The 13022-nt window shown below is 29.7% G+C and carries 11 protein-coding genes; 7 read left to right on the plus strand and 4 right to left on the minus strand.

Annotated features, from left to right (window positions below):
• The first annotated feature begins 34 nt into the window (after window positions 1-34).
• A complete protein-coding gene (locus ACYPV9_RS02360) occupies window positions 35-2788 on the plus strand; it encodes a PD-(D/E)XK nuclease family protein (RefSeq protein WP_459741466.1) in 2754 nt (917 codons plus the stop codon).
• A 1-nt stretch (window position 2789) separates the two neighbouring features.
• Here the strand turns inward: ACYPV9_RS02360 and ACYPV9_RS02365 are convergent, their stop codons facing one another.
• Entirely contained in the window at window positions 2790-3581 is a 792-nt protein-coding gene (locus ACYPV9_RS02365) for a universal stress protein (RefSeq protein ID WP_459741467.1), read from the minus strand.
• A gap of 98 nt (window positions 3582-3679) precedes the next feature.
• Between ACYPV9_RS02365 and ACYPV9_RS02370 the strand changes: the two genes are divergently transcribed.
• From ACYPV9_RS02370 to ACYPV9_RS02380, 3 genes are all read left to right on the plus strand, one after another.
• Window positions 3680-5023: an MATE family efflux transporter gene (locus ACYPV9_RS02370; RefSeq protein WP_299062571.1), complete on the plus strand. Its 1344-nt coding sequence runs from the start codon at window positions 3680-3682 to the stop codon at window positions 5021-5023.
• A gap of 66 nt (window positions 5024-5089) precedes the next feature.
• On the plus strand, window positions 5090-5857 hold the full coding sequence (locus tag ACYPV9_RS02375; protein WP_459741468.1) for an enoyl-CoA hydratase/isomerase family protein: 768 nt from the start codon (window positions 5090-5092) through the stop codon (window positions 5855-5857).
• Between the two features lie 8 nt (window positions 5858-5865).
• Window positions 5866-6423, plus strand: coding sequence for an MOSC domain-containing protein (locus tag ACYPV9_RS02380; RefSeq protein WP_299062565.1), 558 nt, complete (start codon window positions 5866-5868; stop codon window positions 6421-6423).
• 3 nt (window positions 6424-6426) lie between these two features.
• Here the strand turns inward: ACYPV9_RS02380 and ACYPV9_RS02385 are convergent, their stop codons facing one another.
• Window positions 6427-7569, minus strand: coding sequence for a DNA polymerase III subunit (locus ACYPV9_RS02385; protein ID WP_299062562.1), 1143 nt, complete (start codon window positions 7567-7569; stop codon window positions 6427-6429).
• A gap of 77 nt (window positions 7570-7646) precedes the next feature.
• Here ACYPV9_RS02385 and ACYPV9_RS02390 point away from each other — a divergent pair, with 77 nt between their 5' ends.
• The 3 genes from ACYPV9_RS02390 to ACYPV9_RS02400 all read left to right on the plus strand — a co-directional run bounded on the left by ACYPV9_RS02390 (window position 7647) and on the right by ACYPV9_RS02400 (window position 10903).
• Window positions 7647-8438 carry a tryptophan-rich sensory protein gene (locus ACYPV9_RS02390; RefSeq protein WP_459741469.1) on the plus strand — a complete coding sequence of 264 codons (792 nt, stop codon included), beginning with the start codon at window positions 7647-7649 and terminating at the stop codon, window positions 8436-8438.
• A 102-nt stretch (window positions 8439-8540) separates the two neighbouring features.
• The gene (locus tag ACYPV9_RS02395) at window positions 8541-9728 is read left to right on the plus strand and encodes a phosphoglycerate kinase (protein ID WP_459741470.1); all 1188 of its coding nucleotides are present in this window, start codon (window positions 8541-8543) and stop codon (window positions 9726-9728) included.
• Between the two features lie 134 nt (window positions 9729-9862).
• A complete protein-coding gene (locus ACYPV9_RS02400; RefSeq protein ID WP_459741471.1) occupies window positions 9863-10903 on the plus strand; it encodes an NADP(H)-dependent aldo-keto reductase in 1041 nt (346 codons plus the stop codon).
• A gap of 76 nt (window positions 10904-10979) precedes the next feature.
• Here the strand turns inward: ACYPV9_RS02400 and ACYPV9_RS02405 are convergent, their stop codons facing one another.
• Window positions 10980-11291: a DUF6370 family protein gene (locus ACYPV9_RS02405; protein WP_459741472.1), complete on the minus strand. Its 312-nt coding sequence runs from the start codon at window positions 11289-11291 to the stop codon at window positions 10980-10982.
• Between the two features lie 3 nt (window positions 11292-11294).
• On the minus strand, window positions 11295-12980 hold the full coding sequence (locus tag ACYPV9_RS02410; RefSeq protein WP_459741473.1) for a glutamine--tRNA ligase/YqeY domain fusion protein: 1686 nt from the start codon (window positions 12978-12980) through the stop codon (window positions 11295-11297).
• Window positions 12981-13022 lie beyond the last annotated feature (42 nt).

Raw genomic sequence — 13022 nt, forward strand, 5'->3', positions numbered from 1 at the left:
AATTTAGAAAACCAATTGAATCTCAAAAAAAGCTATGCAATCTTTTATTTCTGAAACTTTAGACGCAATTCTAAAAACTACAAAATCTTTTGAAGATGTGGTGTTTATATTACCATCACAAAGAGCAAAAGTATTTTTAAAACAAACTTTAAAAGATAAAATATCTGTAGATTTTTTACCAGAAACATTAAATATAGAGCAATTTATTCAGCAAGTTTCTGGTATAGAAAAAGCAGATAGCATACAGTTGCTATTTCATTTTTATACAATTTATAAGAGTTTAGAAGAAAAACCAGATTCTTTTGATACATTCTCTTCTTGGGCATTTACGGTTTTACAAGATTTTAATGAGATAGATCAACATTTGGTAAACACAAGAGAAATTTTTGTGTACATAAGAGATATTCAACGATTAAAAAAATGGTCTGTTACTGGTACCTTTAAAGAAACAGAATTTATTAAAGATCATTACGCTTTTTTAGAAAAGTTGAATAACTTTTACAATCCTTTATATCAATTCTTATTAGAAAAAAAGATTGGTTACCAAGGTTTAATGTACCGAGAAGCCTGTAATAATATCGATGCTTATTTAGAGACGAATCAGCAAAAAAAATACTTTTTTATAGGATTTAATGCATTAAATAAAGCAGAAGAATTCTTGTTTCAAAAAGTGCTAGAAACCAGTAATTCTGATATTTATTGGGATTTAGATGAGCAACTTTTTAACTCGAATCATCAAGCAGGAAACTTTATAAGAAAGTATAAAAAGGAATGGAAGTTTTATGAGAAAAATACATTAAAAACTCTTAGTAATAAATTATCGCAACCAAAAAACATACAAGTAATTGGTGCATCAAAAAATACAACACAAATTAAATATGCAGGAGAAATTCTAGAAAATTTTTCTGATTTTAAAAATACGGCACTTATTTTGGCAGACGAAACATTGTTGCCAATTACGTTAAATTCTTTGCCTAAAAACATCAATGCTATCAATATAACAATGGGATATCCTTTAAAAGATATACCAACAACTAGCTTGTTGTTTTCAATTTTTCAATTGTTTATTTCTCAAGAAAAACTGCAAAAAACTGCAGAGAATCAATTTTACCACAAAGATGTAGTTCGGTTTTTAAAACATCAATCAATTTATAAGTTATTATCACAAAATAATGCTTCTTTAGTCGATGATTTTACTGAAGAAATTGGTAAAGAAAATCTTATTTTTATTGATATAGATAGTTTGGTTGAACTCTTAAAAAAATCTGAAGATAATATACAAAAAGTAGTCTTATCTCTGTTTAGTAGTTTTACAACGGTTGCTAATTTTTTAGATAGAATTTTAAACTTAATAGATCTTTTAAAAGAAGATGGAACAGATTTAGAAAAAGAATATTTATTTAGATTTTATACGGCTTTTACACAGTTAAAAACATTACAAAACACCTATAATTATTTTACAGATTTAAAAACATTGATGTTGTTTTTTAGGCAGTTAATAACATCAGAAACACTTTCTTTTCAAGGTGAAGCATTAAGAGGTATGCAGTTAATGGGAATGTTAGAAACACGTGTTTTAGATTTCGAAAACATCATTTTAACTTCTACAAACGAAGGTGTTTTACCAGCAAGTTCTCAACAAAACACATTTATTCCTTTTGATGTGAAAGTCAACTTCGGATTGCCAACATATCGAGAAAAAGACGCCATTTTTTCGTATCACTTTTTTAGATTGATGCAAAGAGCAAAGAATGTTTATATTCTTTACAACACAGAGCACGATGCCTTTGGAAGTGGAGAAAAAAGTAGGTTTGTTACGCAGTTAGAAATGATGCGAGACGATGTGATTTATAAAAATATTTCACCAAAAGTAATTTCTAATAAGCAGCAATTAAAAGAAGTACATAAAAACGAAGCTACTTTCGCTCGATTAAAAGAATTAGCAAAAAAAGGTATATCGCCATCTGCATTAACCAACTATTTGTACAACCCAATTTCTTTTTACAAGCAAAAGGTTTTAAAAATTAAAGAGTTTGATGATGTTGAAGAAACTGTAGCTTTTAATACATTAGGTACTGTTGTGCATGAAACTTTAGATGAATTGTATACGCCGTTTGTAAGTAAGTTTTTATCTCTGGCTAATATCAAACAAATGCAAAAAGATGCAAAAGATTTGGTAACAAAACATTTTGAACTACAATTTAAAAACGGAGATTTAACAAAAGGTAAAAACAGATTGATTTTTGAGGTTGCGAATCGATTTGTAACTAATTTTCTAAACAAAGAAAAAGAGTTGTTAGAAGATAAAAATAATCAACTTAAAATAGTTGCAACAGAAGAAAATTTAGCTGCAGAAATAGAAATAGAAGGGTTAGATTTTAAGGTTAAATTACACGGACAAGTAGATAGAGTAGATGAGTTAAATGGAGTTTTGAGAATTATAGATTATAAAACAGGTATGGTTACAGGTAGTAACCTAAAAGTGCCAGAATTTGAAAACTTAAGAGATGAGAAGCATCTAAAAGCGATACAAGTTTTACTTTACACGTATTTATTTACTAAAAACAAAAATTACGATTTTTCAAAACCTTTAGAAGCTGGTATTTATTCTTTTAAAAATCTTAATAGTGGTTTTTTACCAATAGATTTTGCATTGCCTAGAAGAAAGGCAGAAACTAAAATTACTGAAGAAAAATTAGACGAATTTATTGAAGAGATTAAAATATATATTAAAGAAATCTACAGCTCTAAAATAGATTTTTTAGAGCCTGCAGATTTAAGATATTAATTTATTTACCTATTAAAACTAATAGTGGTACGTTAGAATAAAATTCTTCTTTAAGAATTGTATTCTTTTCCCATAATTTTTTAAAGAAACCTCTTTTTCTTCTAAAAACACATAGCATATCTGGGTTGTGTGTTTTAATATTTTCTAAAACACCTTGAAAAGTAGTAGCATTTTCTGTAACTGTTAATGTGTCTTGTAACCTTTCTAAATCTTTATGAAGAACTAAATGTTCTTCTTTGTAACTAGGTGTTTTAACTAATAGTAAATTTACTTGAGCTTTATATTTCTCTACAATAAATTTTAAAGGTTTTAATGCCGTTTTACTTTTTACTACACCAGATTTAAAGGCCATTAAAATATTAGAAACTGTTTTGTATTGGTAGTTTTCTGGCACAGCCAAAATTGCTAAATTAGATTTCTTAACCAAACTACCAGCGGTTCTACCTAAAAACAACCCTTCTTTTATAGAGTTACTTTTAGTACCAACAATTACTAAGTCAATTCCTAATTCTTGGTCTATAGCTTCAACACTATCTACAACACTACCTTTAGCAGAAATTAATTTAATTTCAACGTTTTTAACATCACAAATATTAACCATTGTTCTTAAATACAAATTAGTCTCTTTCTCTATAATTGCATCTACATTTTTCATTGTTCCTGCTTTAGATTGCACACTGTATGCTCTAAAAACAAATACTTTAGCATTGATTTCTGAAGCAAAATCGATGGCATACTGTAATGTGTTTTGTGCGTTTTCTGTAGATCCAATGGGTACTAAAATGTGTTTCATAATGGTTTGTTTTATATTGTTACAAAGTTAGTTAATTTTAATAGAATCGTTTTCGATTTCATTTTTTAGTAATGTACATTTGCAAAAACATCTATCTTTTGAATGTAAATATTAGCTTTAAAAATATAAATAAATTAGCAATTCCTGCATTAATTGCTGGTATTGCAGAACCTGTTTTATCTATTACAGATACAGCAATAATTGGTAATATTGATACAAATGCTACAGAAAGTCTTGCTGCTGTTGGTATTGTTGGTGCATTTATTTCGATGTTGGTTTGGGTTTTTGGTCAAATTCGAAGTGCAATATCATCTATAATTTCTCAATATGTTGGTGCAAATAAGATTAAAGATATAAAAGAATTACCTGCACAAGCAATTGCAATAATTGTATTTGGTAGCTTAATTGTATTAGCAATATCATATCCGTTTTCTAAACAAATTTTTCAATTTTATAATGCTACAGGAGAAATTTTAGAATTTTGTATAACCTATTTTAATATTAGAATATTTGGTTTTCCGTTTGCATTATTTGTATTTGCCATATTTGGTACTTTTAGAGGCTTGCAAAATACTTTTTACCCAATGATTATTGCTATAATGGGCGCATCAATAAATATTATTTTAGATTTAATATTGGTTTATGGTATAGAGGGTTATGTGCCTGCAATGCACATAGAAGGTGCTGCCTATGCGAGTGTAATTGCTCAAGTTTCTATGGCTATAATCTCTTTGTATTTATTAATTAAAAAAACGCCTATTTCTTTAAAAGTTAGATTGCCTTTTCATGCAGAAGTACCTAGATTGTTGGGTATGATTGGTAACCTTTTTATTAGAACGATTGCATTAAATGTAGCCTTATATTTTGCTACATCTTACGCAACAGGTTACGGTAAAGAATATATTGCCGCTTATACAATTAGTTTAAATATTTGGTTGTTGGGCGCGTTTATGATAGATGGTTATTCTAGTGCAGGTAATATTTTATCTGGTAAATTATTAGGAGCAAAAGATTATAAAAGTTTACTTGAATTAAGTAATAAATTATTTAAATATGGTTTAATTGTAGGTGTTTGTATTGGTTTATTAGGTTTTTTATTCTACAATTTTATTGGAGAAATTTTTACAAAAGAAACTGCCGTTTTAAAACAGTTTTATACCATTTTTTGGATTGTATTAATAACACAACCTTTAAACGCAATAACTTTTATTTTCGACGGAATGTTTAAAGGAATGGGAGAAATGAAATACTTAAGAAACCTTTTAATTTTGGCAACAGGTTTTGTTTTTATTCCAACATTACTTTTTTTTGATTATTTAGAATATAAATTAGTTGCCATTTGGATTGCTTTTACACTTTGGATTATTGCCCGAGGTTTGCCCTTAGTTTTTAAGTTTAGAAATAAATTTATTCCGTTGGCAGAAAATAATTCGAAAATTTAATTTTATCACAAATTAGCATTCTTTTATTAATTTATTAAAACTTATTTTTACTCAAAATTTACAATTATGGCTACAACCAGAGAAAACGGAAGTTTATATACAAATATTCAGAATAATATTGCAACAATAGAGTTTGGGCATCCTGCAAGTAATTCTTTTCCGGGAGAATTATTAGCTAGATTAACTAAAGAATTATTGTCTGTTAGTGCAAATAATGATGTTGCTGTAATCGTTTTAAAGTCTGAAGGAGAAAAAGCATTTTGTGCAGGCGCTTCTTTTGATGAATTGGTAGCTGTATCAAATTTAAACGAAGGGAAACAGTTTTTTTCTGGTTTTGCAAATGTAATTAACGCCATGAGAACTTGTGGTAAATTAATAGTTGGTAGAATTCAAGGTAAAACAGTTGGCGGCGGTGTAGGTATTGCTGCTGCTTGCGATTATGTTTTAGCAACAGAAAGTGCCTCGATAAAATTATCAGAATTTACAATTGGTATTGGTCCTTTTGTTATAGAACCTGCAGTTTCTAGAAAAATTGGTGTTTCTGGTACAGCAGAATTAACTTTAGATGCTACAAGCTGGAAAAATGCCTATTGGGCAAAAGAAAAAGGTTTGTATGCTAAAGTTTTAGAAAATCAGAAAGAATTAGATCAAGAAGTAGACTTTTTAACATCTAAATTGGCTAGTTATAATCCTGCTGCTTTAGCAGAAATGAAAAAAGCTTTATGGAAAGGAACAGAAAATTGGACTAAATTATTAGAAGAAAGAGCTGCCGTTTCTGGTGAATTGGTCTTATCAGATTTTACAAAGAAAGCACTGTCTAAATTCATAAAATAATTCTTTTCATGAAAATTGTTACTACAAATATTGGCGAAAAAAAAGATATTAACTGGAAAGGTAAAACTGTAACTACAGGTATTTTTAAATATCCTGTTGATAAACCTATTTTTTTAGATATTGAAGAAGTAAAAGAAGATGCAATTTGTGATAGAGAACACCATGGTGGCATTTTACAAGCAGTTTATGGATATTCTTTAAAACATTACGCATACTTTAAAGAGTTATATCCTGATTTAAATTTTGATATGGGGATGTTTGGTGAGAACTTAACACTAGATAATTTAGATGAAACAAAAATACATCAAGGAGACACTTTTAAAGTCGGCGAAACAGTTTTAGAGGCTACCGTTCAAAGAAATCCTTGTATGAAATTAGGAATTCGTTTTAACGATATGAAAATTGTTAAACAATTTTGGAATACAACCTACTGCGGTGTTTATTTTAAAGTACTTAAAACAGGTTTTGTAAAAGCGGGTGATGTTTTCGAACAAATAAAATCGTGTCCAGAAAATCCTACAATTGCAGATTTATATATTGCTAAAAGAGCAGCAAAAGGTATTTAAAACTTATAAAGTTTCCTCTTTTTTATGAAGAAATCTTGTTAATTTCATAGAAAGATCTAATAAAATAATTTTAGCATTTCCGTTTCTTTCTATATGATACATTGCATCATTTAGCTCTTTTTCAATTTCTAAAATGTTACCAGCATGTACAAAAGGCGCAAATTTAGAAAGGTCGAAATTTGTTTTAGTTTCCATGAAAACCAAATTGTCACTTTTGTAATTAAGTAGCAAAGCTTGTCTAAAAAACTGTAAACAATACTCTAAAAATCGTTTTTGAGTTTCTCTACCTGTTTTGGCAATTGTTTCAGACCACTCTATTAATTGCTGCACAACAGCAGCGTTTCCTTTTGCTCTAAATGCGGTACGAATCCAAGCGATAAACCATTCTTCGAAAACCATGTCAGAAGAGTCATTATGTAATAAATGTACAGCTTTATTGTAATTACCTTCTGCTTGATGCGCAATTTTAGCGGCTTCATTTTCAGAGCAATTTTCTCTTTCAATTAAAGCATTTGCAATATCACTTTCACTTAAAGCAGGAAAATGTAAAGCCTGACATCTAGATTTTATTGTATTTATTATTTGTTCCTCACTTTCTGTAATTAGTAAAAAAACAGTTTTGTTTGGTGGCTCTTCTATCAATTTTAAAAGCTTATTAGATGCCGCGATATTCATTTTTTCTGCCATCCAAATAATCATCACTTTAAAACCACCTTCGTAAGATTTTAACTGTAATTTTTTTACAACAGCTTCTGCTTCATCTACACCAATATTACCTTGTTTGTTTTCTACACCAATAAATTGCAACCAATTAAAGAGACTTCCGTAAGGATGATTTTTTGTAAAATCTCGCCAATCTTCTAGAAATAAATTACTAACCGCATGTTTTTTTACCGTGTTGTTTGTGGTTACCGGAAAAGCGAAATGTAAATCTGGGTGTTGTAGTTTTTCGCATTTAATATTACAGGCTTCTTTATTATCAGAAAAATTACATAATAAATATTGCGCATAAGCAATAGCCATTGGTAAAGTACCACTACCTTCTTTTCCTACAAATAATTGAGCATGTGGTATTCTTCCATTTTTTGCAGAAACCTGCAAATGGTTTTTTATGTGATCTTGACCTATAACTTGGTTAAAAAGCATAAGCAAATATAAGTGTTTCTTAAATTTTTAATTAGAAATTTTTGTATTTTTAATGATTACAAAAATCAAAATTAAGTATGAAAAAGTTTTTACAAATAGCAAACGGTATTGCCTTTGTAGCTATGGTGTTTATAAATTATTTATCAAATACAGGTGCTTTGAATAATACAACTATAGGTACTGTGTCTAAAAATTTAAATACTTTATTTACACCTGCTGGTTATGCTTTTTCTATTTGGGGGATTATATATTTACTTTTGTTTGGGTTTGTAATCTATCAAGGTAGAAGTTTTTTTGTAATCGTAAAAAACAACAGCTTTGTAGATAAAATAGGTTTTTGGTTTTTAATTTCTTGTTCCGCAAATATTGCTTGGATTTTTTGTTGGATGTACGAATTTACCGGTTTGTCTTGTATTTGTATTTTTATTTTACTCTTTTCTATTTTAAAAATTGTTTTGAATAATAAAATGGAAATTTGGGATGCACCTTTATCAATTATATTTTTTCTTTGGTGGCCTTTTGTAATATATGCTGGTTGGGTAACGGTAGCAAGTATTGCAAATGTATCATCATATTTAGTGAAAATAAATTGGTCTGGTTTTGGAATTTCTCCCGAAATTTGGACGATTATTCTAATAATTATTGCAACAACAATTAACTTAATAGTTACATGGTCTAGAAACTTAAGAGAGTTTGCCTTAGTTGGTGCCTGGGCTTTAATAGCAATTGGGGTTGCCAATAAAAACAATACTATAGAAACAATTGCTTTTGTAGCAGCTGCTATATTAATTTTAAGCAGCACTTTGCACGCATACCAAAATAGAGCTACCAGCCCTGTTAATAAACTTAAAAATAAGTTTAAATCTTAAATTGGTACTAGAGTAAAATTTACGCAAACGATATCTTAAATTTTAAGCAATCAATTTCTATAAACCTAAAGATTTAGGTATTTTTGTTAAAAACAAACAACAATGAAAACACTAAAAGATTTTAATTTCGAAAATAAAAAAGCAATAATTCGTGTAGATTTTAACGTGCCTTTAAATGATAAATTTGAAGTTACAGACACTACAAGAATTCAAGCAGCTAAATCTACAATTATAGATATTTTAGAACAAGGAGGAAGTTGTGTTTTAATGTCTCACTTAGGAAGACCAAAAGGATTTCAAGAAGAATTTTCTTTAAAGCATATTGTTAAGTCTGTTGTAGATATTATAGGCTGTAATGTTAAGTTTGTAGAAGATTGTGTAGGAGAAAAGGCCGAAGCAGCAGTTGCTAGCTTAGAGCCAGGAGAAATCTTATTATTAGAAAATTTACGTTTCTATTCAGAAGAAACTAAAGGTGATATTGCATTTGCAGAGAAATTATCTAAATTAGGAGATGTTTACGTAAATGATGCATTTGGAACAGCACACAGAGCACATGCATCTACAACAATAATTGCACAATTTTTTGAAGAAAATAAATGCTTTGGAAATTTATTAGCTAGAGAAATAGAAAGTATAGATAAAGTATTAAATAATTCAGAAAAACCTGTACTGGCAATTTTAGGAGGTGCAAAAGTATCATCTAAAATTACAGTAATAGAAAATATTTTAGACAAAGTAGACCATCTAATTATTGGTGGTGGTATGAGTTTTACTTTTATTAAAGCACAAGGCGGAAAAATAGGAAATTCTATTTGCGAAGATGATAAAATGGATTTGGCTTTAGATATTTTAAAGCAAGCAAAAGAAAAAGGAGTTGAGGTGCACATTCCTGTAGATGTTGTTGCTGCTGATGATTTTTCTAACGATGCGAATACACAAATCTGCGATATTGATAGTATTCCTGATGGTTGGGAAGGTGTAGATGCTGGACCAAAATCTAGAGAAATTTTTGATGTTGTTGCAAATAAGTGTAAAACTATTTTATGGAATGGACCGTTAGGTGTTTTCGAAATGGAATCATTTGCTGCAGGTACAGTTGCATTAGGGCACTCTATTGATAAAGCAACTAAAAACGGAGCTTTTTCTTTAGTAGGAGGTGGAGATTCTGTAGCTGCTGTTAAGCAATTTGGTTTTGCAGATAAAGTAAGTTATGTTTCTACAGGTGGTGGTGCTATGTTAGAAATGTTAGAAGGAAAAACATTACCAGGTATAGAAGCTATTTTAAAATAGTAACCTAATATATTTTATTGATAAGCGTATAATTTTTAAAATTATACGCTTATTGTTTTTTTATAGATTTAGCTTTAAATTCGTAAGCAATTTACTGTCGTAAATATTTAAATTAAGAGATACATTTTACATAAATGAAATACACAAAACTTGGTAATACATCGATAGAAGTTTCTAAAATCTGTTTAGGAACCATGACTTGGGGTAAACAAAACACGCAAGACGAGGCATTTGAACAAATGGATTATGCCTTAGAAAAAGGTGTAAACTTTTTTGATACTGCAGAATTGTATCCGGTACCAGCAACGCCAGAAACTTATGCAGAAACCGAAAGAATTATTGGTAATTGGTTTCAAAAAACAGGCAATAGAGAAAAAGTAGTTTTGGCAAGTAAAATTGCTGGTGGTGGCGATTATACAAAACATATTAGAACTGGTGGTTTTAATAGAAAAAATATTACAGAAGCTGTAGAAGCTAGTTTAAAAAGATTACAAACAGATTATTTAGATTTATATCAACTGCATTGGCCAGATAGAGGTGTAAACTGTTTTGGTACTAGAGATTATCCTTACAAAACATCATCTAAAGAAGCAGAAAATCATTTAGAAATTTTAGAAACTTTAAATGAATTTGTAAAAGCTGGAACTATAAAAGCTATTGGACTTTCTAATGAAACTCCTTGGGGTACAATGAAGTATTTGCAAGCTGCAGATTCAAATAATTTAGTAAGACCCGTTACAATACAGAATTCATATTCTATGATTCATAGAGCTTATGAATACGGAATGAGCGAAGTTTCTTTAAGAGAAAATATTGGTTTATTGGCCTATTCGCCATTGGCGCAGGGTGTTTTATCTGGTAAATATTTAGACGGAAATAAACCAGAAGGAGCAAGAGGAACTTTGTTTCCTAGATTTATTGCTCGTTATATGGGCGATGGTTCTTTAGAAGCTGTTAAGAGATATGAGGCTATTGCAAAAAAGAATAATTTAACTTTATCAGAATTATCGCTTGCTTTTATAAATCAGTTACCGTTTGTAACTAGTAATATTATTGGAGCAACAAAAATGAGTCAGTTAAAAGAAAATATCAATTCAATAAATATTAATTTATCTGAAGATATTTTAAAAGAAATTGAAGCAGTACATGCAGCAATACCAAATCCTGCACCTTAATTTATAGAGCTAAATATTAGCATAAAAAAAATCCGAAGTAATAGTTACTTCGGATTTTTTTATGATTAAAATGTAATTATTTCATTTCTAAAAGCTTTATTTCTGTAGCTTTAAATCTATCATTCTCTACAACACCAGTAACTTCTGCTTGTCTTATAACTTCACAAAAACCAGTGTGTTTGTCGTGTGCATCGCCAAAATCATCAATATTAAAACCATCTACAAAATAGGCTTTCTCATCAATTTTTACAGCTAAACTACAACCTTCTTCAGAATCTAAATCAAATTTGCATTGCCCACAAGAGATAGCTGCTACTTGTTTAACTTCTTTGTTATTAGAACAAGAAATTGTAAAAATTAAGATCGCTATTAAAAGTATTTTTTTCATAATTTACTTTTTAGTCCAAGAATCTCTTAAACCCACTATTTTATTAAACACTAAATTTTCTTTTGTAGAATCATCATCAACATTAAAATATCCCATTCTTTGAAACTGAAAACGCTCTCCTATTTTTGCCGTTTGTAAACTAGGCTCTAGGAAAGCTTCTATAATTTCTAAAGAATTTGGGTTGATAAACTCCATATAATCTTTGTCTTTGTGAGAATCTGGTGCTTCGTCTAAAAACAATCTATCGTAAGCTCTAACTTCTGCTTTAATAGCGTGTTTTACAGAAACCCAATGCAAAGTTCCTTTTACTTTACGCAAGCTTTCTGGTGTACCACTTCCAGATTTCGTTAACGGATCGTAAGTACACTGTATTTCTGTAATATTACCATCTGCATCTTTGGTGCAACTGTTAGCAGTAATAAAATAAGCATTTTTTAAACGAACTTCTTTTCCTAATTTAAGTCTAAAGAATTTTTTGTTTGCTTCTTCTCTAAAGTCTTCTCTTTCGATATAAATTTCTCTAGAAAAAGGAACCTTTCTACTACCAAAACCATCTTCATAATCGTTGTAATTAGCGTCTAGTAATTCTTCTTCTCCTTCAGGATAATTAGTAATTACTACTTTTACAGGATCTAAAACAGCCATTACTCTAGGTGCGGTTTTGTTTAAATCTTCACGAATTTTAAATTCTAATAAATCTACATCAATTACGTTTTCGCGTTTAGAAACACCAACGGTTTCTATAAAGCTTCTAATTGCTGCAGGTGTGTAACCACGTCTTCTTAAACCAGAAATTGTAGGCATTCTTGGGTCATCCCAACCAGATACAATTCCTTGTTCTACCAAAGTTAATAACTTACGCTTACTCATAATTGTATAGCTTAAGTTTAAACGAGAAAACTCTCTTTGTTTTGGCGGGTTTGGATATTCTGATTTGCTAAAATCATACACGTTATCACGAAACCAGTTGTACAATTCTCTATGAGGTTTAAACTCTAAAGAACATAAAGAATGTGATATTTGTTCTATGTAATCGCTTTCACCATGCGTCCAATCGTACATTGGGTAAATACACCAATCTGTACCAGTTCTATGATGCGCTTTGTACATAATTCTGTACATTAACGGGTCTCTCATTAACATGTTAGGAGAACTCATATCTATTTTTGCACGCAACGTATGTTCGCCTTCTTTAAACTTACCATCTTTCATATCTTGAAATAAGGTTAAGTTTTCTTCTACTGTTCTATCTCTAAAAGGGCTATTTGTACCTACAGAAGTTGGCGTACCTTTTTGTATTCTCATTTCTTCTGATGATTGAGAATCTACATAAGCTTTACCGTCTTTAATTAATAAAATTGCCCAATCATATAATTGCTGAAAGTAATCTGAAGAATAACATTCGTTAGCCCAAGTATAACCCAACCAAGCAATATCTTTTTTAATAGCATCTACATATTCTTGCTCTTCTTTAGCAGGGTTAGTATCATCAAAACGTAAGTTAACAGGTGCATTATAGGTTTCACCTAAACCAAAACTAATACCAATAGCTTTTGTATGACCAATGTGCAAATAACCGTTAGGTTCTGGCGGAAAACGAAAACGTAAATTCTCTTTTGGCATTCCGTTTGCTAAATCCTCTTCTATAATATGCTCTAAAAAATTGAGCGATTTCTTCTCTTCAGACATCGTTTTATATGAAAAAATTAAGAAACAAAATTACATAAAATA

The organism is Polaribacter sp. OB-PA-B3, from assembly GCF_054589375.1.